21 protein-coding genes are annotated in these 25,247 nt (G+C 44.2%); 12 read left to right on the top strand and 9 right to left on the bottom strand.

Annotated features, from left to right (window positions below; genetic code table 11):
• Positions 1-61: 61 nt before the first annotated feature.
• The 4 genes from ABFG93_RS13695 to ABFG93_RS13710 all read right to left on the bottom strand — a co-directional run bounded on the left by ABFG93_RS13695 (position 62) and on the right by ABFG93_RS13710 (position 5,731).
• Positions 62-1,510, bottom strand: a complete 1,449-nt coding sequence (locus ABFG93_RS13695) for an aldehyde dehydrogenase family protein (RefSeq protein WP_347548581.1) — start codon at positions 1,508-1,510, stop codon at positions 62-64.
• Positions 1,507-2,922, bottom strand: a complete 1,416-nt coding sequence (locus tag ABFG93_RS13700) for a sodium:solute symporter (protein ID WP_347548582.1) — start codon at positions 2,920-2,922, stop codon at positions 1,507-1,509. The genes ABFG93_RS13695 and ABFG93_RS13700 overlap by 4 nt, the downstream gene beginning before the upstream one ends.
• Positions 2,923-3,013: 91 nt before the next feature.
• On the bottom strand, positions 3,014-3,991 hold the full coding sequence (speB, locus tag ABFG93_RS13705) for an agmatinase (RefSeq protein WP_347548583.1): 978 nt from the start codon (positions 3,989-3,991) through the stop codon (positions 3,014-3,016).
• Between the two features lie 342 nt (positions 3,992-4,333).
• Positions 4,334-5,731 carry a sigma-54 interaction domain-containing protein gene (locus ABFG93_RS13710; protein ID WP_347548584.1) on the bottom strand — a complete coding sequence of 466 codons (1,398 nt, stop codon included), beginning with the start codon at positions 5,729-5,731 and terminating at the stop codon, positions 4,334-4,336.
• 146 nt (positions 5,732-5,877) lie between these two features.
• Between ABFG93_RS13710 and gabT (ABFG93_RS13715) the strand changes: the two genes are divergently transcribed.
• The 6 genes from gabT (ABFG93_RS13715) to ABFG93_RS13740 all read left to right on the top strand — a co-directional run bounded on the left by gabT (ABFG93_RS13715) (position 5,878) and on the right by ABFG93_RS13740 (position 13,629).
• Positions 5,878-7,239: a 4-aminobutyrate--2-oxoglutarate transaminase gene (gene gabT, locus ABFG93_RS13715; protein WP_347548585.1), complete on the top strand. Its 1,362-nt coding sequence runs from the start codon at positions 5,878-5,880 to the stop codon at positions 7,237-7,239.
• 19 nt (positions 7,240-7,258) lie between these two features.
• Positions 7,259-8,692, top strand: a complete 1,434-nt coding sequence (locus ABFG93_RS13720) for an aldehyde dehydrogenase family protein (protein ID WP_347548586.1) — start codon at positions 7,259-7,261, stop codon at positions 8,690-8,692.
• 204 nt (positions 8,693-8,896) lie between these two features.
• Positions 8,897-10,012 carry an NAD(P)/FAD-dependent oxidoreductase gene (locus ABFG93_RS13725; protein ID WP_347548588.1) on the top strand — a complete coding sequence of 372 codons (1,116 nt, stop codon included), beginning with the start codon at positions 8,897-8,899 and terminating at the stop codon, positions 10,010-10,012.
• A gap of 200 nt (positions 10,013-10,212) precedes the next feature.
• Positions 10,213-10,872 carry a GntR family transcriptional regulator gene (locus ABFG93_RS13730; protein ID WP_347548589.1) on the top strand — a complete coding sequence of 220 codons (660 nt, stop codon included), beginning with the start codon at positions 10,213-10,215 and terminating at the stop codon, positions 10,870-10,872.
• Positions 10,873-10,885: 13 nt separating this feature from the next.
• Positions 10,886-12,247, top strand: a complete 1,362-nt coding sequence (gene gabT, locus ABFG93_RS13735) for a 4-aminobutyrate--2-oxoglutarate transaminase (RefSeq protein ID WP_347548590.1) — start codon at positions 10,886-10,888, stop codon at positions 12,245-12,247.
• On the top strand, positions 12,247-13,629 hold the full coding sequence (locus ABFG93_RS13740; protein ID WP_347548592.1) for an APC family permease: 1,383 nt from the start codon (positions 12,247-12,249) through the stop codon (positions 13,627-13,629). Before gabT (ABFG93_RS13735) ends, ABFG93_RS13740 begins: the two co-directional genes overlap by 1 nt.
• Before the next feature lie 100 nt (positions 13,630-13,729).
• Here ABFG93_RS13740 and ABFG93_RS13745 read toward each other — a convergent pair whose 3' ends face one another.
• On the bottom strand, positions 13,730-14,452 hold the full coding sequence (locus ABFG93_RS13745) for a hypothetical protein (RefSeq protein WP_347548593.1): 723 nt from the start codon (positions 14,450-14,452) through the stop codon (positions 13,730-13,732).
• 168 nt (positions 14,453-14,620) lie between these two features.
• Between ABFG93_RS13745 and ABFG93_RS13750 the strand changes: the two genes are divergently transcribed.
• A complete protein-coding gene (locus ABFG93_RS13750; RefSeq protein ID WP_347548594.1) occupies positions 14,621-16,159 on the top strand; it encodes a plasmid pRiA4b ORF-3 family protein in 1,539 nt (512 codons plus the stop codon).
• Between the two features lie 101 nt (positions 16,160-16,260).
• Here the strand turns inward: ABFG93_RS13750 and ABFG93_RS13755 are convergent, their stop codons facing one another.
• On the bottom strand, positions 16,261-17,682 hold the full coding sequence (locus ABFG93_RS13755) for a peptide MFS transporter (RefSeq protein ID WP_347548595.1): 1,422 nt from the start codon (positions 17,680-17,682) through the stop codon (positions 16,261-16,263).
• A 425-nt stretch (positions 17,683-18,107) separates the two neighbouring features.
• On the opposite strand from ABFG93_RS13755, the gene ABFG93_RS13760 reads away from it, so the two are divergent.
• From ABFG93_RS13760 to ABFG93_RS13780, 5 genes are all read left to right on the top strand, one after another.
• Positions 18,108-18,446, top strand: coding sequence for a hypothetical protein (locus tag ABFG93_RS13760; protein ID WP_347548596.1), 339 nt, complete (start codon positions 18,108-18,110; stop codon positions 18,444-18,446).
• A 130-nt stretch (positions 18,447-18,576) separates the two neighbouring features.
• Positions 18,577-18,720 carry a hypothetical protein gene (locus ABFG93_RS13765; protein ID WP_347548597.1) on the top strand — a complete coding sequence of 48 codons (144 nt, stop codon included), beginning with the start codon at positions 18,577-18,579 and terminating at the stop codon, positions 18,718-18,720.
• Positions 18,721-18,830: 110 nt separating this feature from the next.
• Positions 18,831-19,688: a YitT family protein gene (locus ABFG93_RS13770; RefSeq protein ID WP_347552845.1), complete on the top strand. Its 858-nt coding sequence runs from the start codon at positions 18,831-18,833 to the stop codon at positions 19,686-19,688.
• 206 nt (positions 19,689-19,894) lie between these two features.
• Entirely contained in the window at positions 19,895-20,569 is a 675-nt protein-coding gene (locus tag ABFG93_RS13775) for an MgtC/SapB family protein (protein ID WP_347548598.1), read from the top strand.
• 230 nt (positions 20,570-20,799) lie between these two features.
• On the top strand, positions 20,800-21,474 hold the full coding sequence (locus ABFG93_RS13780; protein WP_347548599.1) for an MgtC/SapB family protein: 675 nt from the start codon (positions 20,800-20,802) through the stop codon (positions 21,472-21,474).
• A gap of 353 nt (positions 21,475-21,827) precedes the next feature.
• On the opposite strand, the gene ABFG93_RS13785 is transcribed toward ABFG93_RS13780, so the two are convergent.
• The 3 genes from ABFG93_RS13785 to ABFG93_RS13795 form a co-directional block, all read right to left on the bottom strand.
• On the bottom strand, positions 21,828-22,418 hold the full coding sequence (locus tag ABFG93_RS13785; RefSeq protein WP_347548600.1) for a polysaccharide deacetylase family protein: 591 nt from the start codon (positions 22,416-22,418) through the stop codon (positions 21,828-21,830).
• A 212-nt stretch (positions 22,419-22,630) separates the two neighbouring features.
• On the bottom strand, positions 22,631-23,632 hold the full coding sequence (locus tag ABFG93_RS13790) for a glycosyltransferase (RefSeq protein ID WP_347548601.1): 1,002 nt from the start codon (positions 23,630-23,632) through the stop codon (positions 22,631-22,633).
• Between the two features lie 408 nt (positions 23,633-24,040).
• Positions 24,041-25,234 (bottom strand): PucR family transcriptional regulator, encoded by a 1,194-nt coding sequence (locus ABFG93_RS13795; RefSeq protein WP_347548602.1) that lies wholly within the window; start codon positions 25,232-25,234, stop codon positions 24,041-24,043.
• Positions 25,235-25,247: the final 13 nt, after the last annotated feature.

Consider the following 25,247-nt stretch of genomic DNA (forward strand, 5'->3'; position numbering starts at 1 on the left):
TTAAAATAATTTTTCAATATTCCGATAATTAATGACGCATTGAACCCCTACCAGTGGGAGTTCAATGAGTGTACCAGTCTGCTTTCGCGAGCTGTACAGACGTATTTACGTGCTTCACTTCTGTAAAACCGGCGAGACCATGTGGGCCGAGTTCGCGTCCGATCCCACTTTGTTTATATCCACCCCACGGCGCTTCGACATAAGGGGTGTGATAAGAGTTAATCCAGATGGTTCCTGCTTTAAGTCGTGATGCCACTTTTTCAGCTTCAGATACATCGTTAGAAAGAACGCCTGCCGCAAGACCATACTTCGTCCCATTTGCGAGAGCGATTGCTTCTTCCTGATCGCGGAACGGTTGAACCGTGATGACGGGGCCGAAAATTTCTTCCTGAACGATGCGCATGGATTGATGGACGTTTGTAAAAATGACGGGAGAGAGGTAAAAGCCGTTATCAGGCCGAGAGCTTCCGGCACTTACTGTTGCTCCTTCTTGACTGCCGAGTTCGATATAGCTCTCTACTTTCTTCAAGTGATCACGGCTGATTAAAGGCCCCATTTCCGTTTCTTCACGTGTCGGATCACCAATCGTTATCCTTGTCGTATCGCTTAATAGCTTGTCTATAAAAGCTTCATAGAGGTCTTCGTGTACTAAAATACGAGACGAGGCGACACACACTTCGCCCTGGTTAAAAAACCCACCGAAAATCGTCCACTCAACAGCGGCGTCAAGATCGGCGTCTTTTAGAATAACAAGCGGTGATTTCCCGCCAAGTTCAAGGGAAACCCGCTTTAAATCACGAGCGCACTGCTGATTAATGTGTTTCCCAGTTTCAGAACCTCCTGTAAATGAAACCTTGTCGACTTCAGGATGAGTGACGAGTGTTTCGCCAACGGGATCACCCGCACCAGGGACGAGATTAAAAACGCCAGGCGGGAAATCACATTGATCGATTAAGTGAGCGAGCTTAATTGCCGTTACAGGTGTGAGCTCGGAAGGCTTGAAGACAACTGTATTTCCAGCAGCAAGGGCTGGAGCGATTTTCCACATGCCGAGAAGGAGCGGAAAGTTCCATGGCACAATTAGCGCACAAACACCTATAGGCTCGTCGATGATTTTACTTGTCGTTCCGTCTGGCATCTGGATCGTTTCTGGCTCCTTCTTTTCGATTAACTCCGCGTAGTAGCGCAGACAGGCGACGGAGTCACCAATATCGAGCGTTGCTTCAAGAATGGGCTTTCCAGTATTCTCAGTTTCCGCATCTGCGAATGATTTTTCATCTCGTTCTAGCAAATCAGCAAGCTTGCGCAGAGCGTTCACGCGTTTTACGGGATTAGTCGTCCAGTCGCTCTGATCGAATGCTTTTCGTGCAGCATCAACTGCGGATGTTGCCTGTTCGCGGGACGCTTCTTTTATCGTATAAATGGTTTCTTCTGTTGCCGGGTTGATGAGGGGACGCTCATTTCCTTCGCCCTCGTGCCAGTTTCCGTTCATGTAAAGGTGATTAGTCATGAGATTTGGCTCCTTTCCTCCGCGGTTGCGGTGATTTCAGAAGGGTGATTTTCCGTCATAAGTGACACGCCAATCATTACAATGAAGCTAGTTAAAATGCCATACATGATCGTGTTTGTGGAATGAAGCCCTTCAATGGCGAGACCGCCGATAATGACAAGAATACTTGAAATGATGGAGTAGAAGGCCGCTTTTGAAGTCGCTTTCTTCCAGAAAAATCCCAGTAAGATAGGGACAAAGATCGCTCCTGATAAAACGGCATAGGCAACGTCAAGCGCTACAAGGACGTCTTGAATCCAGATCGCGAATACAATCGTGATTGCGCCGATTACAGTTGTTGTTAGTCGTGAGATGATCATGCTTTGTTTCTCACTCGCATCTTTGATGAAGTAGCGTTTGACGATATCGTTGGATAACAGTGTTGAAGACGCGAGCAGTGTGCCTGAAGCGGTCGACATGAGTGCAGCAATAACGCCTGCAAGAACAAGACCAAGTACACCTGTAGGTACTGTTTCGATGGCCATGCTGGCAAAAGCATTCTGTGAATTTCCTAAATTCGGGAGGACAATAAACGCGCACATTCCGATGATACTAACAGCCAGTCCATAAAGAAGACTGTAGATACCAGCAAGGATTGTTCCAAGGCGAGCGGTTTTATTCGTTCTCGCTGTGAAGATGCGCTGCCAGATATCCTGCGCTACGATCATTCCAAGACAGAAAAGAAGAAAGTATTGAAATACCTGACTTCCGCCAATGCCTGTGAACGAAAAATAGCTGTCTGGAAGCTGTTGATTTAAAGCGCCCCAACCGCCTGCTTTTGAAAGGCTAAGTGGAAGCATAATGAAAAATACACCAATGGTCATGATGACAAACTGAACAATATCGGTCATGGTAACTGACCACATGCCACCAAGAATGGTGTAAAAGAGAACAATTCCACCACCAAGGAGCATCGAACTAGTTAAATTCCAACCAAGCAAGACGTTCATGACGGTTCCAATTCCGATAACCTGTGTGACGGCAACCATGAGGGCATAAACTGATGCCACTAACGCGCTGAGAAGACGGGCTTCATTTCCAAATCGTTTTCCAAGAAACTCACTAATAGTGAGAACCTTGAAGCCAGCAATTTTCTTGAGGAAAAAGATGCCGAGACCCATAATACCAAGCCCGAGCATGAACACGAGCCACATGCCTGAAACGCCGAACTCATAGCCAAGCTTAGTTGTCCCGATTGTTGATGCCCCGCCAAGGATCACGGCTGATAAACAGCCGAAGTACATGAAGAAGCCAAGGTTACGACCTGCTAGCGCATAGTCCTCAATTGTTTTCGCTTTACGTGAACCAATGACACCAATTCCGATTACAATCAGGAAATAAACGATGATAATGGCGATATCTAGAAATAACAAAGAAATTCCTCCTTACAAGTACCGATCAGATTTCTATCGTTTTAAGAATTCAGATAAATCAGTTTGCAGGGGTAGAAAAGAACCTTCCTGCTTACGACTGACTTGCTGTTTCTTCGCTTGTTGTGAGAAGGGCGTGTTTTTTCTTTAAGGCAATGAGCGTAATCATTTCATACATAATCGATGAGGCAAGCGCCGCTGTAATTTCATTATGATCATACGTTGGGAGTACCTCGACTAAATCAAAGCCGACGAGATTCAACCCATCAAGACCGCGTACATATTCAAGGGCTTCATAACTATTTGGTCCTGCGACTTCAGGTGTTCCGGTTCCGGGTGCGAAGGCAGGATCAACAAAGTCAATGTCATATGAAACAAAGACAGGGCGATCACCAGCTCGTTTATGAATGCGTGCAATCACTTCATCAAATCCAAGCTTACGGACTTCTTTCATTGGCATGACTTCAAAGCCAAGATCGCGTGCATCATCGATATCTCCGGGACCATAGAGTGGACCTCTCATTCCGACCTGGATCGAGTGGTCAGTATCAATTAATCCTTCTTCCACCGCACGTCTGAACGGTGTGCCGTGCATATACTTTTCACCGTAATAGTTATCCCACGTATCACCGTGTGAGTCGAAGTGGACAAGGGCCACCGGACCATATTTCTTATGGAAGGCGCGTAAGTTGCCGAGCGAAATAGAATGGTCACCTCCCATGATTACTGGCGTTACGTCTGCATCGAGAAGGGGAGTAAGGCCTTCCACCATGTTAGCGTACGTACGGTGAATGTTTCCTGGAATAACGTCGATATCGCCATAGTCGAGACCAGAGCAATAATCAAAAATATTAATCTCCATGTCAGGGTTGTAAGGTCTGAGCAAAGTCGAGAAGTTTCGAATGTGCTGTGGTCCAAGACGCTGGCCGGTACGATTGGAAGCCGCGGTATCGAACGGAACGCCTAGCACCGCGAAGTCTACATTCTCTGTTGTACGAATTTGTTCCAGTCTCATAAACGTGCGGACACCGCAAAAGCGCGGGGATTTAGAAGAGTCTTTTGGTTGATACATATAGGAAACCTCCTGTGTTGTGTAGTCTCACAGATATACAGTCGCAAGTTCCGTGCCAATTTTAATGTTACGTATGCGACGTTTTAGACATGTTTTTAATGCATGAATGCATCAATGCGCTTTATTTTGATGCGGATATGCATAATTAATGCAAATTTGCATTGAGATCACGCTTCACACCTGATGGAAGTTTCACTTAATCCCACCCTTAAGGGGGAGTAAAACCCCCAATCTCTAATGTAAGGCAATCAAGATGTTGCGATTGGGAGTCAACTCCCCCTAAAGGTCCGATTAGTTCAACTAACCATCAGAGGGGGAAGGAGCCCCCCTCTGATGGAAGTTTCACTTAATCTGATACTTTTTGAGCTTTCTTACGACTGTTGATTGGTTCATGCCAAGATAATCAGCCATTTTATACGTTGTTTTGTATTGCTTGAACGCGCGTTTTAACCATCTGATTTCCACTTCTTCAAGTGCATGTTTTAACGTTTTTCCCTGCTCTTCTTCAGGACCAGGTAACCAGCTCGTTAGTTGTTGCTCTGAATCCTGCTGGATATAGGAAGGAAGGGCATCGGGATAGATCATTCTTGCATCCGCAGTAATCACAAGGCGCTCGACGATGTTCTGCAGTTCGCGCACATTCCCTGGCCACCCATATTCAGATAAGCCCTCGATCGTGGCTGAGTGGAAGAACTTATTTGTCCGGTATTTCTCATTTAACTGCTGAAGAAAATGAGCAGCAAGCGTTGCGATGTCTTCCTTTCGTTCGCGGAGGGGCGGGATCGTGATAGGAATGACATTTAATCGGTAAAAAAGATCCTCTCGAAATGTCCCTTTTTTGACCATATCTTCTAGGTTCTGATTGGTAGATGCGATTAACCTGAAATCAATCGTTTTCGGTTTAACCCCACCAACTCTCGTAATCGTTTTTTCCTGAATGGCTTTTAATAGCTTGGCTTGAACGGCAAGGGGGAGCTCTCCGACTTCATCAAGAAACAGCGTGCCCTGATTTGCTAGCTCAATCATCCCGGCTTTCCCCTTTTTGCCAGCCCCTGTAAAGGAACCTGGCTCATAGCCGAACATTTCTGATTCAAAAAGGGTTTCTGGGATCGCACCGCAGTTTACTTCGCTAAAACTTCCATTTCGACGTTCACTTCCTTTATGTAACGCACGTGCAAAAACGTTCTTTCCTACTCCGGATTCACCAAGAAAGACGACGGATGCATCCGAGTTTGCGACACGCTCAACAAGTTGCCAGATCATCTGAATCGCTCTGCTTTTGATCACAAATTCTTCAGGTAGCCTGTCCTTCTCACGGAGCTCCTGAATCTCAGTTTCATAGACATCCATTTGTGTGCGTAATTCTTCATAGTCTTCTTTTAAATGCTGAAGCTCAGTTAAATCGTGCGAGAAGCTGATGACGCGAATAATCGTGCCGCTCTCGTCATAGACAGGTAGGCCGGTTGCCATGACGACGCGTCCTGTAGGGGTTTTCTGCATGATTTGAAGTTCTTTGTTCTCTGCTAAAACACGTTTTGTGATCGATGGTGAAAAGATCCTTTCTTCCTCAAGCTCTATAACAGATTTTCCGATTAGATAAGAGGCTTTCCTTCCATAAACACTTTCACAGTTCTGGCTAACGCGGAGAACAACGCCGGCACCATCAGTAATAACAATGTTATCTTTTGATGCATGTAGAATGGCATTCAATTCATTTTCTAGAAAATCGGTTGAAGACATGCTGTATCCCTCCATTACATTCACGCAAATCTGACTATTTTTAAGGTTATCATATCGTAAAATCAGTCTCCAAAACCATTTTCCGAAAAATGTTGGTATGAAGCTTGCATATATAAAAAGTGAAGATGAGAGAAGGAGGCAGTTACATGAAAACAGAGCAGCGTAAAAAAAGCATTGAGTTAAAAACAACGATACCGGGTCCAAAAGCTTCTGAGTTATTGGAGCTTAAAGAGAAGAACGTGCCGCGCGGTCCTTTTAATACGATGATGACCTTTGTTGAAAAGGGGGAAGGAGCCCTTCTAACGGATGTAGATGGCAATACGTTTATCGATCTTGCCGGAGCGATTGGCAGTATGAACGCAGGTCATTGTCCCCCAAAGGTTGTTGACGCCCTGAAAGCACAGGTTGATCAATACCTTCATACGTGTTTTCACGTGATGATGTATGAACCATATATTCAGCTTGCGAAGAAGTTAAATGAAATCACTCCTGGAAACGGGGAGAAGAAAACTTTTTTCTTAAATAGTGGAGCGGAAGCAGTTGAAAATGCGGTGAAAATTGCTCGGAAGTATACGGGACGTAAATCAATTATTTCATTTGAGAGGGGCTATCACGGGCGGACGCTTCTTGCGATGTCATTAACGAGTAAGGTGAAGCCATATAAATATGGATTCGGCCCATTTGCCCCTGATACGTACAAAATGGCTTATCCCTATTATTATCGAAAGCACGCCAGCATGACGGAGGAAGAGCTTGATCGGGAAGTGCTGAAGCGGTTGGAGGATTTCTTCCTTGGAGAAGTTCCTTCGGATGAGGTAGCGGCGATTATTATGGAACCGATACAGGGTGAAGGCGGATTCATCGTTCCGTCAAAAGGATTCGTCCAGGGAGTGAAAGCGATCTGTGAAAAGTATGGGATTCTTTTTATTGCGGATGAAGTCCAAACCGGGTTTGGGCGAACAGGTAAAATGTTTGCGATCGAGCACTTTGATATCGAACCTGATTTAATGGTGATGTCAAAATCGATTGCGGCGGGCCTGCCGATCAGTGCGGTAACAGGACGAGCTGACATTATGGAAGCACCAAATCCTGGGGATATTGGCGGAACCTACTGCGGGAGTCCGCTCGGATGTGTGGCGGCGCTTGAAGTGATCGACATGATGGAAGAAGAAGGGCTTGTTGAACGAGCCAACCATATCGGGGATGTGGCTGTTTCTCGTTTTAAGCAAATGCAGGCAGCACATCATGTCATCGGGGAAGTTCGTGGACTTGGCGCGATGCTAGCTATTGAGATTGTGAAGGATCCTAATACGAAGGAGCCGGATAAAGAGTTAACGGGAAAAATTTTAAAAGAATGCCATAACCGTGGTGTGATTGTGATGGGGGCAGGCTTATATGGGAATGTGATTCGGCTTTTATCACCGCTCGTGATTACAGATGATCAGTTAAATGAGGCGTTTGATGTGATTCAGGACGTATTGGCTGAGCTTGCGCCAGTTCAATCATAAAAAAGGGAGAGGGATGGATATGCAATCGACGATACAAAAGAAGAAATTTTACATTAATGGAGAATGGCGAGAGGGTTCCGCTTATAAGGATTTAAGCTCGCCCTACTCGGGAGACGTCCTGGCGGAAATTCCAATGGGCACTGAAGCAGATGTGGACAGCGCAATTGATGCCGCTTATCAGGCGAAGCAGGTGATGAGAAAAATGCCAGCGTATGAGCGTGCGGCGATATTGGAGCGATTTGTTCAGAAATTAAGCGATCGCGCGGATGAGGCGGCGGAAATTATTGCGCTTGAAGCGGCCAAGCCGATTGCGACAGCAAAAGGTGAGGTAGCGCGAACGATCGCGACGTATAAGTTTGCTGCTGAAGAAGCGAAACGAATCCAGGGTGAAACGATTCCGTTCGATGCAGCAGTCGGAGGCGAAGGTAGAGTCGGCTATACCGTGCGAGAGCCGCTCGGGGTGATTGGGGCGATTACACCGTTTAACTTTCCTATGAATCTTGTTGCCCATAAAGTAGGTCCTGCGATTGCAGCTGGGAATACGATCGTGTTAAAACCAGCAAGTCAGACGCCGCTATCCGCTTATTTTATTGCGGAGCTGTTCGAGGAGGCAGGGTTACCTGATGGAGCACTGAATGTAATTACTGGAAGTGGGAAGACGGTTGGTGATCGGATTGTGACGGATGAGCGGGTGAACATGGTGACGTTCACAGGAAGTCCAGCGGTGGGGATTGGCATTCGAAATAAAGCGGGCCTAAAAAAAGTGACGCTTGAGCTTGGCTCGAATTCGGCTTTGATTGTGGATGAAGGTGTTGATGTTAGCGGGATAGTTGATCGTGCCGTAATGGGTGCGTTCGCTTACCAGGGACAGGTTTGTATTTCCCTTCAACGGGTTTATGTGCATGAATCGAACTACGATGCTTTTGTTGAAGCATTTGTTCAGAAAGCGAAGGCGCTCACGTGTGGGAATCCGCTGGATGAGGAGACGGATGTGTCGGCATTGATTTCAGAAGGAGATGTGGAGCGAGCGGTGTCCTGGATCGAGGAAGCGAAGAATGGCGGAGCAGAAATCGCTACAGGTGGGTGCTCGGATGGAAATGTACTGGAGCCAACTGTCATTCTGAATGCAGCTTCTGATATGAAGGTTTCCTGTCAGGAGGTATTTGCTCCGATTGTGTTGATTAATAAATTCCGTTCGATGGAAGAAGCGTATGATTTAGTGAATGATTCTTCTTATGGTTTGCAGGCTGGTATTTATACGGATAACGTGCATACGGCGCTTGATGCTGCGGATCGACTTCATGTTGGAGGGGTGCTGATTAATGATATTCCTACCTTCCGAGTTGATAACATGCCGTATGGCGGTGTGAAGGAGAGCGGGACAGGAAGAGAAGGAATTAAGTATGCCGTGGTGGAAATGACGGAGATGAAGCTAGTTGTGTTTAGGAGGTAGGTGGTGGGCTGTGCCTGTCACCACCCGGTATTGCTCGAATGGTGTCGAATGGCAGTCCCTTCTTTGTTGTGAAGGGGCTGTTTTTCGTGCGCTAAGTATGAAGTGATCGATTAAACAAACGTTTGATTAATCCGGGTTACATTGAGTCTTGATCTTCAATCCTGTAAAATACCTTAACAGACAAACTATGAAAAGGTGTAAGAAATGAAATCAATCATTGTTATAGGTGCTGGCATTCTCGGTGCCTCTACTGCTTATCATTTAGCTAAGCAGGGAGCTGACGTGATGCTGATAGATCGTAAGGATGCCGGGCAAGCAACACAAGCAGCTGCTGGAATTGTGTGTCCATGGCTAACGAATCGTCGAGGAGGGCCGTTTTATCGACTGGTGGAAGCAGGTGCAAGGTATTACCCTTCTTTAATAGAAGAACTAAAGAAGGATGGAGAAATGGAAACAGGTTATGCACAGGTAGGGGCGATTAACATTTACTCTGGTGAAACGAAGCTCGAAAAGAAGTTGAAGCTTGCGATGGAGCGAAGGAAAGATACCCCTGAAATGGGGGAGGTTTCACGATTATCGACTGTTGAAACGAACGCGTTATTTCCTCCATTAGCAGATCACTATGCTTCGGTTCATGTAAGTGGAGCAGCTCGTATAAATGGGGCGGCACTTCGAGATGCGTTGATTAGTGGAGCGGAAAAACACGGAGCGAAGATTGTTGATGGAGATGCGTCACTTGATTGGAGCGATGAACGAGTAACTGGTGCGGTAGTAAATGGTGAGATGTTTCAAGCAGATCACGTTATTGTGACAGGTGGAGCCTGGTCGAAGCAGTTATTGGAACGGCTTGGAATGAGGTTTTTGGTTACACCTCAGAAAGCGCAGATCGTTCATCTCGAACTTCCTGACACGGATACTGGAAAATGGCCGATCGTTATGCCCCCATTCATTCAGTATTTATTACCTTTTGAAAATGGCAGGATTGTTGCTGGTGGGACACAGGAGGACGAAGCCGGATTTGATCTTCGCGTCACTATGGGTGGCGTGAATCATATTATCGAACGAGCATTGAAAGTGGCTCCAGGGCTCTCGTGCAGTACCTACGTTGAGACGAAAGTAGGCTTTCGCCCGTTTACCCCTGGGAATGTGCCAATTGTTGGAGCCGTTCCTCGTGTAAAAGGACTTCTTGTAGCGAATGGGCTTGGTGCTTCAGGATTAACCAGTGGGCCGTTCTTAGGTGCTGAGCTCGCGCGGCTTGTCATTGGCGAGAGGACCGAGCTTGAGCTGGAGGAATATGATCCTGGGAGTGCATTTGGTTAGCGGTTTAGCGGTGCCTGTCACCGCCCGAGTTAGGTCGAATGATGTCGGAAGGTAGCTCTTTTCTCATGTGAGGAAAGGGCTATTTTGCTTGTTGATAATCCTTTTTATCAGAATATATTGAAAATTAGTCGCGCTTAAGCTAAAATGTCAGATAAATCAATAAATTGTATACAATCTTTGGACACAATAGGTGGTTTAGGATGGCAACTAAAAAGCGGAATGAAGAATTGGCATATGAAAAAGTGAAGCGTGCGATTATGTTGAGAAGGCTTTTACCCGGCCAGAGGGTGACGGAGGAATGGGTCAGTCAGGAAATGAAGATGAGTAGAACTCCTATTCGAGCTGCCTTTAAAAGAATGGGAAATGAGGGGTTATTGGAAATCATCCCGCATCGTGGTGCTTTTGTGTACAATCCTTCTGATAAAGAGTTAGCTGACGTGTTTCATTTACGTGTGGTGCTTGAGTGCTATGCTGCTAGATTAGCAGTTCCAACTGTAACACCAGAGAACGCTCATGAAATGGAACGGTTATTAGATGATGAGCGGAAAGCGTATCAAGAAAAGGATTTTGAAGAATTTATGCGGGTAAACGGTCTTATCCACGCTTATCCAGCCAAACTTTCAAGAAATAAATTCTTGCTGCAACAGATCGAAACGCTCAATCAATGGTCCGATTGCTATCTAATCTTGAAAGATGAATTTTATACGATCCCGATGGAAGAAGTGAAATCTATCCCTGAGCATCTGAGTATACTGAATGCTTTTCGTAGTGGAGATATAGAAGGGATGACGCGTGCGATTGAAGCCCATCTTCTTTCTACATTGGACGATTTATCCGGACAACGATCCGTATTTAATTAACCTAAAGGAGTGAATGATCATGTCAAAGAATGCTTCAATTAAAACGAGTTTACCAGGACCTGTAGCGAGTCAGTTGTTAGAACGACGGCAGAACATAGTTCCAGACGCAGTTAGTTGTGGGATTCCAACTTTTGCTAAGGAAGCATCTGGAGTGAGAGTGACGGATGTTGATGGGAATACGTTCATTGATTTTGCTGGTGCGATTGGTACGATCAATGTTGGGCATTGTCATCCACGAGTGAAGGAAGCATTGCATGATCAAGTCGATAAATATATTCACACAGGGTTTAATGTGATGATGTACGAGCCATATATTGAGTTAGCTGAAAAGCTAGCAGCATTAGCACCAGGGAACCACCAGAAAAAAGTGCTGCTTCAAAATAGCGGTGCTGAAGCAGTTGAAAATGCGGTGAAAATTGCGAGGAAATACACAGGGCGTCAGGCGATCGTAACGTTCCAAAATGCCTTTCACGGTCGAACGTTAATGACCATGTCGATGACAAGTAAGGTGAAACCATATAAATTCGGTTTTGGTCCGTTTGCACCAGAAGTCTATAAGGCCCCTTTCCCATACGCTTATCGGAGACCGGGTGAAATGAGTGAAGCTGATTATAGTGATTTCATGATTCAACAGTTCAACGATTTTCTTTTAAAAGAGGTGGCGCCTGAGACCATTGCGGCAGTGGTGATGGAGCCTGTGCAGGGTGAGGGTGGCTTTATTGTGCCGGATAAATCGTTTGTTCAGGCCGTTAAGAACATTTGTGAACAGCACGGCATTCTATTTGTCGCTGACGAGATTCAGACAGGTTTTGCGCGAACAGGACGTTATTTTGCATCAGAACACTTTGATATTGTTCCTGATCTAATCACTGTTTCGAAGTCTTTAGGTGCCGGCACCCCTATTAGCGGCGTGATTGGGAGGAGAGAAGTGATGGATGCGGCAGATCAAGGAGAGCTTGGTGGTACGTATAGCGGAAGCCCGCTCGGATGTCGTGCCGCACTCGCCGTTTTGGATGTGATCGAAGATGAAGGGCTCAATCAACGAGCGCTACAAATTGGGGAGAAAGTAAGAGAAAGATTTACTTATTTAGCTAAGGAGTTCTCTTTTATCGGAGATGTTCGGGGGTTAGGTGCGATGAATGCGATTGAAATCGTAGGTGAGGGAAAAGCTCCTGATAAAGATCTCTCGAAAAAGATCCTGGCAGAAGCACAGCAACGTGGTTTGCTTTTACTAGGGGCAGGGGTTTATGGGAATGTTATCCGATTCTTGATGCCGCTTGTTATCACTGATGATGAGTTAGAAGAAGGGTTGTTCATTATAGAAGAGTCCATCCGAAAGGTTTCCACCAATCATTTGGATAAAGGAGTTTTATAATGGAAGGCAAAGAGAAGAAACTCAAGAAGGTACTGTCAAAGTTTGACCTGCTCTTTCTTGCGCTAGGGGCTATGCTTGGCTGGGGATGGGTTGTTTTATCAGGAACGTGGCTTACTTCTGCCGGATCTTATGGAGCCGTTCTTGCTTTTGCAATCGGTGGATTCCTCGTCATATGTGTCGGACTAAATTACGCTGAGCTGGCGTCTGCCATGCCGAAAGTAGGTGGTGAGCATGAGTATGTCCACCGAGCGCTCGGAGAGAATGCGTCGTTCATCGCATCCTGGGCGATTACATTGGGATATGTATCCGTTGCGACGTTTGAAGCTGTTGCGTTACCTACTGTAATTGATTATTTGCTCCCGGATTACCAAGCAGGATACCTTTGGACAATTGCTGGCTGGGATGTTCATTTGAACTGGGTCCTGATCGGCTCTGCCGGAGCTGTGATTATTACGCTCATTAATTACATTGGTCTTAAGCAAGCGGCTGTGCTACAAACGGTGTTTACACTAGTGATTGTGGCCGCTGGATTATTATTAATTTTCGGTGCAGGTGTGAATGGAGAGCCTGCTAATTTAACTCCTCATTTCATTGGTGGAATGGGTGGCATCATGACGGTGTTAGTCATGGTACCTTTCCTGTTTGTAGGGTTTGATGTTATCCCTCAGGTCGCAGAAGAAGCAAACCTTCCACATGATCAAATAGGTAAGTTTCTCGTTATTTCTGTAATCGGGGCGATTGTTTTTTACATAGCTATCGCAATCGGGGTTTCGCTTGGCCTTAGTCCAGATCAGCTAGCTTCTACTGAACTAGCAACCGCAGATGCGATGGGGAATTTATTCGGATCAGCATTATTTGCTAAACTATTAATTCTTGGTGGTGTGGCAGGAATTATTACGAGCTGGAATTCGTTTGTTATTGGTGGGAGCCGCGTACTTTATGCCATGGCGAAATCTGGTATGCTTCCATCCTGGTTTGGTCGTCTACATCCTAAATTCCACACGCCGTCAAACGCGGTATTATTTATTGGGATTCTTTCCATGCTAGCACCATTGTTAGGAAGATCGGCTCTTGTCTGGATTGTAGACGCTGGTGGTCTTGGTATTGTGACAGCGTATTTCCTTGTAGCGTGGTCATTTATTAAGCTTAGAAAAACAGAACCAGAGATGAAGCGTCCGTTTCGAGCAGCAAAATCACCGGTATATGGCTATCTTGCGCTTGTCTTAAGTTTTGGGTTTATTACGCTATACTTACCAGGAATGCCAGCAGCACTCATCTGGCCTTACGAATGGATTATGATCGCCATCTGGTTCTTCATTGGATTGTACTTCTTTATGAGAATGCGGAAAGGCGTCTATAAAGATAGTGGTGTGGGTATGTAAGCGGTGCGGCGTTAGGCGGTGCCTGTTGGTAGGTAGTGCCTGTCACCACCCGATTTAGCTCACATCATGTCGAAAAAGCTCCAGCTGTTAGCTGGAGCTTTTATTTTACTGGGATTAATTTGACCGGACCAAGTGTTTCGATCATGTTTCCTTCGTAGGTAAAGAAAACATAATCGCCTGTTCCTACAATACTGTCTCCTAGTATTGTATTCACGGTAGCCATTCCACCAGCATCATAGACAAAGAAGTTTGTGCCTTTTCCAATGTTCGTGACCTGATAACGTCCTTCAGGTACGTCTGGGCCAACAATATACTGTCCGGCGGTGAGTTGGATTGGTTCTTCCCCTTTACTGACAATTGTTTTTTCGAGTTTATCGAGTTCTACCTTTTTGGCCTTGATCGTGTCATTAAGCTCACTAACTTCCCCTTGCTTCGCCTTTATCTCTTCATCAAGCTTGCTGAGGTCCTTTTTGCTCTTCTCCTGTTCATTTTTTAGAGATTCGATTTCTGTTGTTAGCGTGTCCTTTTGATCGATCAATTGCTTCACTTCAGCTACTTTCGTTCTCGTGTTTTCTAGTTTTTCATTTTCTGAAGTAAGGCGCTCTCCCGCTGCATTAACTTCCTCCTGGATGGATAAAAGTTTGCTTTCTTCGTCCTTCAGTCTTTCTTCAGCTGCAGTGATGTTGGCTTTGATTTCCTTAAGTTCTTCGGTGTAATTCCCTTCAAGATCTGCATTGCCAATCAGTACTCCGATTAGAACGCTGAGAAGGATGGTCGCGATTCCCCCAACAATGGAGAGGGTAAGAAGCAGGCTTTTTTTCATCTCACACTCCTCCGAACATTTCTGGATACAATTCTTTCTTATGTATATTGTTCATTAGGGGAGTTTAGCACTTTGTAAAGTACAATATGAGCTCATTCCCTGACTTTAAAAAGTGCTATAATGAAGCAAAAATGGAATGTTGCGATTGATTAGAAGGGATTGAATCCAATGATATATCAAATAAAAGTTAGCCTGATGGACATGAAGCCACCGATCTGGCGTCGACTTGAGTTAGATAGTTCTGCGACATTTCAGGAACTGCATGACTACATTCAAATTGTATTCGGTTGGACAAACTCTCATCTTCATCAGTTTATGGTGAAACAGCCTGAGCTAGTAGAAGAGCTTGTGACCCAACATCAATACGAGGAATCTGTGCCAGTTTTGACGATTGGTCCAAAGTTAGGTGAAAATTTTTCTTTTGGCCCTGAGCCACTTGATGAGCGGGAAGTGAAGCTTTTAGACGTGTTAAAACACGAACAGGACTGTTTTAGCTACGTCTATGATTTTGGGGAGCACTGGAACCATGAGATTCTATTGGAAAAGATACTGACAGAGGATTCTAGTGTGACATACCCGCGCTGTACGAAGGCGATGAAGGCGGCTCCTGAGGAAGATAATCGGGCATTTTTTGAGCCGGGGCAGAAGCTGCGTGTTCGAGAAATGAAGCTTATTAATGAGGAGTTAACGGTTTTTAGTGGGGAAAGTGTAGCGGAAAGTATTCCTTTTTCAGATGATCCGTGGGAAGAGCTTTTTCAGCTAACGCTAGGTTATAAAAAGCTTCAGCCTTGGGACTGGATGCATAGCAGTCAGATGTTTATCGTAGAAATTCCTGAGACAGGGGAGCTTGCTTATTGTGCGGTGCGTGGCATGAGCGGTCAAGAATTTGGGCTTGGTGTGCACGTTGGCAATGATGGATTGGCGTATTCGATAGCGGTTATTGAAGGGGAGACCGATCCTGAAACAATGCTTGAATACCAGAGAAGTTTAATGCTGTCCTTCTCTGATCGGGAAGAGCTGGATTCGTTTGATTTGAAGGCAATTCGTAATCAGGGGCTGCGGTTCCGGGGAGCGAAAGAGTGGCCGATGTTCCGCAGTTTATCACCTGGTTATTTTCCATGGCATTTTTCTGATCAAGAAGCGAGAATTTTCTGTGGGATTCTCAGACAGGCGATTATTGTGGCAGAGAAAGCTAGAAAAGACCCTGACTATTTATTAGAGGGATATGATGGAAGCTGGACGTCACGTTTCTGTGAAAAGGGCAAATGGACTACGGGCGTCATGGAAGCGGCTGTGGAACCGGACGTTGAAGAACCATTGCACACCTCTGAAATTGAACTTAGGCGTGTTCAAAAGTACAGACAGGTGAAAATGCGCGTTGAATTTGCTTCTTTCTTCGAAGACGAAGCTGTTCAGGAGCGAGTGGGTGATCGACCGTTTTTTCCGAATGTTGTGCTCGGCGTAGAGGATGAGGGAGCCCTCATTATTTATTATAAAGTGTTTGAACGAACGGATTATGGGAGCCAATTGCAAGCTTCTTTAGTGGAATTGCTTGATAAACTTACTTTTCTCCCTACCGAAGTGAGCGTAGATTCTGAAAGAGTAGCGCTGAAGATTCATGCGCTGACGAGTAAGCTTGGGATTCGTGTGAGTCTAGTCGATCAGTTGTTGAACGTGGAAGAAGCAAGGAGAAATATCGGGTGGTGACAGGCACCACCCGATATATGTCAATCTATATCGAAATATAGGAAAAGCGGTTCCCTTTATTAAAGAGGGAACCGCTTTTCTGTCTGAATTTTAGCTTTACCTTAATTCATTTGCTTCGCAACATGATCCTCATCGAATTCTTCAAGATGCATGAGCTTTTGTAGCTTCTTAGACAGTAGTAAGAGAATAAGTCCAAGTCCAAGAGCTGCTATGCCGAGATACAAGAAGATTTCAAGATATCCTGCTGATGTTGTGAGTGCTGCAATTTGACCAGCAAGGTAGTTTGCTGCAGCGTTACTAAGGAACCAGACACCCATTAATAAAGAAGCAATTTTCACTGGCGACATTTTACTAACAAGAGACAGTCCAATTGGTGAAAGTGAAAGCTCACCAAGCGTGTGGAAGAAGTAGGTTACGACCATAAACAGCATGCTCGCCTTCATCGCAACGTTTTGCTCATCGCTTCCTGTCATCATGACAGCTGGTACCATGACTATAAATCCAACCCCAAGAAGGATCAGGCCAAATGCCATTTTCGTTGGAATCGCGAAGTCACCGCGTTTCGATTTTGCAAGTTTCAACCATATTGCTGAAACAATTGGTGCTAGTAACAGAACGAACATTGGATTTAATGACTGGAAGAAGGATACAGGCACTTCATATCCAAAGAGGCTTCTGTCAACAAAATCTCGTGTGTAAAGTGTAAAAGAAGCACCGGCCTGTTCAAACCCTGCCCAGAATGTAACGGTAAAGACAGCAAGGATCAAAATAACAGCGGTACGCTGCTTTTCGATTTTAGTAAGCGGCTTGGCTTTGCCTTTAACCGTTGGTGTGACGCGATGACTTGACGGTGTTCTACCGATGTCACCAAGGTACTTCTTGGAAAGGAGGTTAAAGGTAACCTGTCCAATAATCATTCCGATTGAAGAAGCCAGGAATGCGTATTTAAAGCCAAATACTTCGACTCCTCCTGTGTTTGAATAGAAAACATTCGCGTACAATAGACCTGCGATTAATGGTGAAATGAGCCCGCCAAGGTTAATGCCCATGTAGAAAATGGTAAACGCTGAATCTTTTCTTTTATCGTTCTTGCTGTATAGCTCTCCAACAAGAGTGGAAATATTCGGTTTAAAAAAGCCATTACCGATAATTAGTAATAGTAAACCGATGTAAAGTCCCCATTGTTCTTGGACAGCAAACAGTGTAAAATCTCCGAGGGCCATGGTGATTCCCCCAATGGTTATGGCAGTCCGTAATCCGATGAATTTATCGGTCAGGTACCCACCAATCAATGGTGTGAAATAGACAAGGCCAGTATACATACCATACAGTTGTAAGGCTGAACTCTGATCCATACCAAGTCCACCGCTGAATAATTCAGCTGTTAAATAAAGAACTAGAATTGAACGCATACCGTAATAGCTGTAGCGTTCCCACATTTCTGTGATAAACAATAGGTACAAGCCAGGAGGGTGTTTCATTTTCCCTTCTTTAGGTGGCTTTCCTTGAACGGTGGTATCCATAATCAGACCTCCAATTTTATATAACTTCCTCATTTTAGCAAATTATTTGTCAATTTAAAGTTATAAAGAAAAAGTTTATTTTTTTGAAATGTTTATAAATTTGTAAAAATTACATAGGTGTTCGGCGGATTTATTGTTGTTTTTCACAAATTATATTCTTTGAAAACGTTATCAAAATAGGGTGTAATCCGTTTTGGAAGATCGGAAGAAGGAAGATTAAACGTAATAAACGTGCCTTTAATGTTTCGAAAATATTACTAAATTTAGGATGAAGTACCCAGGCGAGAAGTGCCTGTCACCACCCGAATCAACGCGCTAATTGTCGAATGGTAGGGGCGTGTTTACTTCTTAATAGACATCTAATTTATACAAGTGATAAAATTGATAAGATACGATTTCGGATATTAGTGAGAGGAGGGGTTAAGGTGAAACAGGTTTTACTGGTGGTTCTGTTTGGTTTTCTTGTTCTAATTCACCCTGCACAGGAATTAAATCAATATGATTATCACTCTGCTGATAAACCAACGATCACTGAATTCGCCTATCTTCCTGATGTAAAAATGACCCCTCATCCGACGTCTGTATCGATAGAAAAACAGAAGGTTATTGGGCCGTTTGTTTCTAACATTCGTCACGATAAGCTTCCTATCCATCCCACGTATCCAGCGAGGGCTCTATCTCCAAGCGATGCATTTCCGGATGCCCTTGGCTTCCTTGACATACGTGCTAACCACTCTAATTACCTTTCATTTCGCATTATTTAATACGTTAACTCGCTAATCGAATAGGTGTCATTCATTTTTTGAATCCTCCTTTTTACAGGGGTTATTTTGTGATGTCGTTATTAGCTGAGCTTTACGGGATTAAATAATACAGGTCGAGGTGGAAAATTTGATGAAGAAATCATCATATTGGAAAGAAACACTTGAATGCTACGGACTTATGGGAGTGGTTCTTATCCCTTTCTGGGCAGCGATTATTGTAGGAGCAGAACTTTCTGTCGATCATTTCGTTGAAGTCCTTCTCTCGTATTTTTAATGAAAAGAACATCTGGGGAAGTTTGAAATAAAGAAGTCTGGTTTAAATTTTGAGGAGGAGACCGTGTGAGTGAAAGTAAACCTTTAGAGAAATTAGTAAGTGAAAGTAAAATTCATCGTAAAACGCCTATTCAGGAGAAGGTGAGAAGAGCCATCCTAATCACGATTGGTGCTGTGATCATGGCTGTCGGGTTGGAAGTATTCCTAGTTCCAAACCAGGTCATTGACGGTGGGATCGTCGGAATTTCCATTATGCTTTCGCATTTGAGTGGTATTAGTTTAGGTCTGTTCTTATTTATCCTTAACCTGCCGTTTATTTATATCGGGTATAAACAAATTGGGAAGACATTCGCTTTTTCCACGCTGTATGGAATTGTGATTCTCTCGATTTCTACGACGTTGTTACACCCAGTACCGGCATTTACAGATGATATTTTATTAGCTACGCTTTTTGGAGGCGTTGTGCTTGGGATTGGTGTAGGGATCGTTATTCGTTTCGGCGGCTCTCTAGACGGCACCGAAATTTTAGCGATACTGGCAACCAAAAAGCTCCCTTTCTCGGTTGGTGAAATCATCATGTTTGTGAACTTGTTTATTCTTGGAAGCGCAGGCTTTGTGTTCAGCTTTGATCGTGCAATGTATTCGCTTCTGGCCTACTACGTTGCATATAAAATGATCGATATCACCATCAAAGGATTGGACGAGTCGAAGTCGGTCTGGATTATTAGTGATAACCATAAGGAAATGGGAGATGCGATTTTGAATCGATTAGGAAGAGGCGTGACTTATTTACATGGTGAAGGTGCCTTTTCTGGTGATGATAAGAAAGTGATTTTCTGCGTCATTACGCGACTTGAAGAAGCGAAGTTAAAAGACATCGTCGCCGATCTTGACGAGTCTGCTTTCCTTGCGATGGCGGATATTGCTGAGGTAAGAGGCGGACGCTTTAAGAAGATGGATATCCATTAATCTGTGATTCCGATTTTAAAGGGTAGGGATTTCAGAATGAGAGTCGTAAGAAGATAAGAGCTTTGTACGACTCTTAATTCGTTTATTAAAGTTTAGCTGCTGTGATTGCGTGGAAATCTACTAATCATTACAAAATCACTTTGAAACGTTCATCCTATTACTGGTAAAATAAAAGGAATATAGGTTGGAAATGAGGGTGTAAAAGCATGATTGTTGTTGTCGTGAAGCTTTGTATTTCAGCTTGTTTAGGATTAATGATTGGTATTGAAAGAGAGCTTAAACATAAGCCGCTTGGATTAAAAACGTGTATTGTCATTGCGGTTAGCAGCTGCTTGCTAACGATTGTATCCATCGAATCAGCTGAAACTTTCTCAGAACTATCGCCGAACATTCGAACGGATCCGATGCGTCTTGCCGCACAGGTAGTCTCGGGGATTGGTTTTATTGGTGCAGGAGTTATACTGAGGCGGAATAATGATGCCATTTCGGGCTTAACAACAGCGGCGATTATCTGGGGTGCTGCAGGACTTGGAATTGCGGCAGGTGCAGAATTTTATTTCGAGGCCTTTGTGGGAGCGTCGTTGATTCTTTTCAGCGTTAATATTCTTCCACTTATTATAAAGAAAATAGGCCCAAGACAACTCAGACAGAGAGAGATGCGGGCCAAAATCACGCTTCAAAAAGGAACTGATATTACAGCATTCATGAGTGCAATCCAGGAAGCAGATTTTAAAATTAAACATGTTAGGGTGCGGGATACAAAGGAGAAAGACCATCAAGTAGAGCTTCGGTTGATGACGTTTGAAGTAAATTATACGACTAGTATCTATCAGAAACTAAGACAATTGGATGGCGCTATATTTGTTGAAGTAGAAGGCTAGGGAGCGGTGCTTGTCACCACCTGCTTTTGGTCGAAAGGTGTCGAATTATGATGGATGGAAGTTGATAAACTTCCATCCATCCATCTTTTTTGTACGGAAGGGGGGAGCTGGGAACAGTGGTATGACGTAGAATTCAGCCGATATGTAAGCTTTCGTTCCATTCTAATGACGATTCCTATTGAATAGAGTAATAGCATACGGCTTAGATTCTATGTTGGAGTTGAGGAACGATGGTGATCGTACTCATTAAGTTATGTATTTCAGCTTTACTCGGGTTATTGATTGGCATTGAGCGTGAATTGAAGCATAAACCGCTTGGACTTAAGACGTGTATCGTCATTGCGGTTAGCAGCTGCCTGTTAACCATCGTTTCCATCGAATCGGCTGAAGCTTTTGCGGAACTTTCGACAAATATTCGGACGGATCCGATGCGGCTTGCGGCTCAAATTGTTTCTGGTATTGGTTTTATTGGTGCGGGTGTCATCCTCCGCAGAAATAATGATGCGATTTCTGGATTAACCACGGCGGCAATTATCTGGGGAGCGTCCGGATTAGGCATCGCGGCCGGTGCAGGATTTTATTATGAAGCGTTTGTTGGAGCGGGTTTAATTCTTTTTAGCGTGAATATTTTACCCTGGATTATTAAACGCATCGGCCCAAAGGCGCTTAGACAGCGTGAGATGCGGGCGAAAATAACCCTTAAGAAGAGCGTGGATGTGAGCGCGTTTATGGATGTCATTGATATGCATGATTTTGAGATCCACCACGTTCGTGTGCGAGATACGAAAGATAAAAATCCTCAGGTTGAGCTTAAGTTAATGACGTTTGAGGAGAACAAGACGACGGATATTTATCAGCTATTAAGAAATGTGGAGGGGGTAAATGAAGTAGAGGTCGAGGGATGAGGATAGAAACAAGTTAAACTAAAAACTCGCATCTTAAGGGGAAAAGAGGGACTGTAGATATTCATTGCAAGCCATGTATGTAATATAAACCATCCTTACGAAACAGCCGAAGCATTAACAGATGTTACCTCCTATAAGCTACTTGGTGGGGAAGAGGCCATCAGTGAATCAGTTCGAGAGGAAATTTATATTTTTAGAGATTATGGAGGTTGATAAAGATTTTGTTAGCGATTTAGTTATTAGGAGATATGGGAAAAGGGTGCAGAGGAAGCTTCTCTGCACCCTTTTTCTGTGAATGTCGTAGTAGGGATCAGGCATAAATGGTATTGATAATTATGGAACTTAGCTTGTCATTATAACAGGGCAAACTCATACCCCTGTGCACGGATTTCTCGAATCAGTGCTGGTAAAATTGCTAACGTCTGTTTCAATTCATGGAGAAGGATGATCGCGTCATCTTCAAGGTTTGTAACCACGTTATGCATAATCTGATCCGGATTGTGAGCGAGCTCCCAGTCCATCGAACTAATTCGCCACATGACGGTTGTTAATCCTAGATCCTGAGCGGCTTTAATGGTGTCAGCGTTATATTGGCCGAACGGTGGTCTGAAATAAGTAACCGGAGTCCCGGTAATACGCTCTATTTTTTGCTTGCTGTTTGAGAGTTCCCGGAACTGTTCTGGATAACTGAGATTTGTTAAATTAGGATGCTTGCATGAATGCGTCCCGATCGTATGATCTTCATCAAGCACCCTTTTCCACGGTCTTTCCGCGTAAAGCAGTCGCGACTGCCAGAAAAACATCGCACGGACATCTTCCTTTTTTAAAATATCAAGAATCTTAGGGAGTACGCGTGAAGGCCCGTCATCAAATGTTAAAAAGACTGTTTTACTGGTGCTTTTCGTCCCGTTTAGTATTACATCCTTATCGTTAGAGTCGTACACGACCCTTGTGTGGTCAACTACTCATGGGCTTTTTAACATCAGGTTTTCCTCCTGTCGTTTATCCCAGCCTTAAGGGGCAGTAAAACCCCCACCTCAGGGATGTAAATCAATCGAGACGTTTAGGTGGGGGTCAACTGCCCTTAAAGGTCCGATTGGTTCAACTAACCATCAGAGGGGGATGAAGAAAAACCCCCTCTGATGGAAGTTTCACTTTATGAATGGAAGCTTTCCTCGTACATCTTCACTATCGCCTTTATTTCCAGTTCGGCAGAATGGTAGTTTTTCACATACTCTCTAGCGTTACGTCCGAGTTTGGTTCTTACATGTGAATCATTTATTAAAGAAGCAGCATGAGTAGTGAATTCATCGTTTCCGTTATAGATGAGGCCTGTACTACCGTGTTTGACGACACTCATATTCCCTTTGTTCTGAGAGACGAGTACAGGAAGACCCTGACCCATCGCTTCTAGAATTGCAGACGATTGCCCCTCGGTATGAGAGGTGTTAAGGACAACATCAGCCTGGTGATATAGCGTGGTCATCTCATTGTGAGGGATGACACCAGCATAACTCACCCAATCACTTTGCTCAGAAACTAACTGACGAACAGTTTCTCCTTCTTCTTTTTCAATAATTGGTCCGACAATTTTTAGTTGGATACCTGGATGTGTTGCTCGTAATGGCTGAAGTCCCTTAATCGCAAAAGGCACATTTTTCACTTTGCGTATGCCTGCCGGAAGTAAAAAGGTAAACGGAGTACGTTGTTTTCTAGCAGATAAAGAGTGTTTAGCAGCGACGTTAGTGCCTTGAGCAATGACGTATACTCTATTCTTTAGTTCTGGTAGTTCCTCAAACACGCGCTGTTTGGCTTCTTCCTCAAACACATGGACAGCTAACGCTTCTTTTAAGCAGGTAACAACGTCCTGTTTTCTATCTTTATTCTTTAGATCATGATTTAGGTCGGTCCCCGTTAATGTGATGATGTAGTTTGTAATCGGAGCATTCAATGTTTTCATAAATTGATAAAAGCGGAATGCATTGAAGCCGTGAATCAGATCGGCATTTTGAAGTGAGAGGGGCTTAGGTACCTGCTCCGTTATCGAAATAACCTTCGTATTGATTCCAGCTCGCTCCAGCCCTCCCGCCATTCGCCGAACCGTAATCGTATTACCGCGCAGCTGGTTGAAAAAAGGGGTTGCGAGAATAACGTTCATAGATGCTCATCCTTTAGTGTGTTCTTTGGGGCGATTATATCATAGCGGTGCCTGTCACCGCCCGAATGATGTCGAATGCTAGCGTGAGGCTTTTCTGTTTCAGTTGGGGATTTGGAATGATTAGAATAGAAGATAAATAGGCTATAAGAACGAGGAAGGCTAGAACAGATGAAAGATTTCTTTCGACGGCTGTTTGGAATAGATAGATGCATGGTTTGTAAGAAGAAACATTCGCCCTCAGTATTATTTAGATGATCAGGGGGATCGGAAGCCTGTTTGTTATAAATGTGTTTCGTATGCGGAGCGAAGGCCGTATCGGAAGGCGTGAGTTCTTACTAAACAAACGTTTGATTAATTTTTCCAAATCCAAAGCCCCCAAAGGATACACATATCCGACGGGGGCTTTCCTTATCTACTCCTGCTTTTAACCATTTCTATTTCTTCTTTTTGCTTTGTGTATGTATACCCAAGTAGAGCCATTTCGAGGCCGAGTCGTTTCTCTGATTGGATAAAGTTATCACCTAGAATTTCCTCGAGTTTCAGCATGCGATGATACAGAGTTTGTCTAACGATAAAGAGTTTTTCGGCGGTGTCCTTCTTTGATCCATAATTTTCGAGATAGACCCTGAGAGTTTCCAATAAATCAGTGTTGTTTTCTTTATCATAGTGAATGACTTCCCCAAGGTAGTCACGGATTAATTCTTCAAGGCTGTTTGCTCTGTCATCCATTAAGATCAGACGCTCTGGATGGAGGTTTTTATAAAATGGTTCTCGCACCTGAAAGGTATGTTGAATGTTGATGGTTTCCTGCGCCCTACGCAAACTTTTTGAAATGTCTGAGACGGAGTTAAAGCTTCCGCCAAAGCCAATGTTACCGTATAAACTTTTAACTTTTGCTTCCAGTTGTTGAACGACATTGTGAAGACGGCTTTCTCGGGAGGTTCGCGTCCTCTGGTCAATTAAAATGAAGAGGAGTGTTTGCTCATCCTGGAAAATAATTGGCTGGAAGCCCTCGTTTAAGAAGAAGGATTTAAAGATGTCCTGTTGATAGGGGATGTTTGAGTCAAATCCGGTAATTAAACAAACGGTGCCACATGGAGTATGCTCGCTAATGAGATGTTCAAGGTGAGTCACAGCTTCGTTGTCACTTATTACTCCTGCCATCCACTTACTAATCCAGCTTTCTTGTTGGGGTGCGAGTCTCGCTTCATTCAGTATTAAGCGGTTGATATCCTGTGAAATATCAATGAATCGAACTTCGCTTTCGAAAATGATAATAGGGAGACTATGCTGTTCAGCAGTCTCAATAACGTAGTTTGGCACTGTCTTAATGTAATCGCCAATTTCAATACATAGACAAGCCACATCTTTCTCAATCAGTTGATTGATGAAGGTGCTGGCGTGTTGGAGATTTGCTCCCCACCCAATTCCAGTCGTAAGCACACATTCTCTTCCATTCAGGAGGTGCTTCACTTGAGTCAATTCTAGAATATGCGCCCAGGTAATAGGATTTTGAACTCCTCTCGCACCTGCGATGACGCGCGCTTGCTTGAAATGGGGGCGTCTTAGCATGTCGTCTACGGTAAAGGCGGCGTTTGACAAAGTGTACTCCTCC

The organism is Pseudalkalibacillus hwajinpoensis, from assembly GCF_039851965.1.
GTDB lineage: Bacteria > Bacillota > Bacilli > Bacillales > Guptibacillaceae > Guptibacillus > Guptibacillus hwajinpoensis_E.

Excerpts from the sequence above, each read along its gene's own strand:
- ABFG93_RS13720 (WP_347548586.1), top strand. The coding sequence starts at position 7,259 with ATGCAATCGACGATACAAAAGAAGAAATTTTACATTAATGGAGAATGG.
- ABFG93_RS13780 (WP_347548599.1), top strand. The coding sequence starts at position 20,800 with ATGGTGATCGTACTCATTAAGTTATGTATTTCAGCTTTACTCGGGTTA.
- ABFG93_RS13750 (WP_347548594.1), top strand. The coding sequence starts at position 14,621 with ATGATATATCAAATAAAAGTTAGCCTGATGGACATGAAGCCACCGATC.
- ABFG93_RS13695 (WP_347548581.1), bottom strand. The coding sequence starts at position 1,510 with ATGACTAATCACCTTTACATGAACGGAAACTGGCACGAGGGCGAAGGA.
- ABFG93_RS13710 (WP_347548584.1), bottom strand. The coding sequence starts at position 5,731 with ATGTCTTCAACCGATTTTCTAGAAAATGAATTGAATGCCATTCTACAT.
- ABFG93_RS13755 (WP_347548595.1), bottom strand. The coding sequence starts at position 17,682 with ATGGATACCACCGTTCAAGGAAAGCCACCTAAAGAAGGGAAAATGAAA.
- ABFG93_RS13775 (WP_347548598.1), top strand. The coding sequence starts at position 19,895 with ATGATTGTTGTTGTCGTGAAGCTTTGTATTTCAGCTTGTTTAGGATTA.
- ABFG93_RS13765 (WP_347548597.1), top strand. The coding sequence starts at position 18,577 with ATGAAGAAATCATCATATTGGAAAGAAACACTTGAATGCTACGGACTT.
- ABFG93_RS13790 (WP_347548601.1), bottom strand. The coding sequence starts at position 23,632 with ATGAACGTTATTCTCGCAACCCCTTTTTTCAACCAGCTGCGCGGTAAT.
- speB (WP_347548583.1), bottom strand. The coding sequence starts at position 3,991 with ATGTATCAACCAAAAGACTCTTCTAAATCCCCGCGCTTTTGCGGTGTC.
- ABFG93_RS13745 (WP_347548593.1), bottom strand. The coding sequence starts at position 14,452 with ATGAAAAAAAGCCTGCTTCTTACCCTCTCCATTGTTGGGGGAATCGCG.
- ABFG93_RS13730 (WP_347548589.1), top strand. The coding sequence starts at position 10,213 with ATGGCAACTAAAAAGCGGAATGAAGAATTGGCATATGAAAAAGTGAAG.
- ABFG93_RS13740 (WP_347548592.1), top strand. The coding sequence starts at position 12,247 with ATGGAAGGCAAAGAGAAGAAACTCAAGAAGGTACTGTCAAAGTTTGAC.
- gabT (WP_347548590.1), top strand. The coding sequence starts at position 10,886 with ATGATCATGTCAAAGAATGCTTCAATTAAAACGAGTTTACCAGGACCT.
- ABFG93_RS13725 (WP_347548588.1), top strand. The coding sequence starts at position 8,897 with ATGAAATCAATCATTGTTATAGGTGCTGGCATTCTCGGTGCCTCTACT.
- gabT (WP_347548585.1), top strand. The coding sequence starts at position 5,878 with ATGAAAACAGAGCAGCGTAAAAAAAGCATTGAGTTAAAAACAACGATA.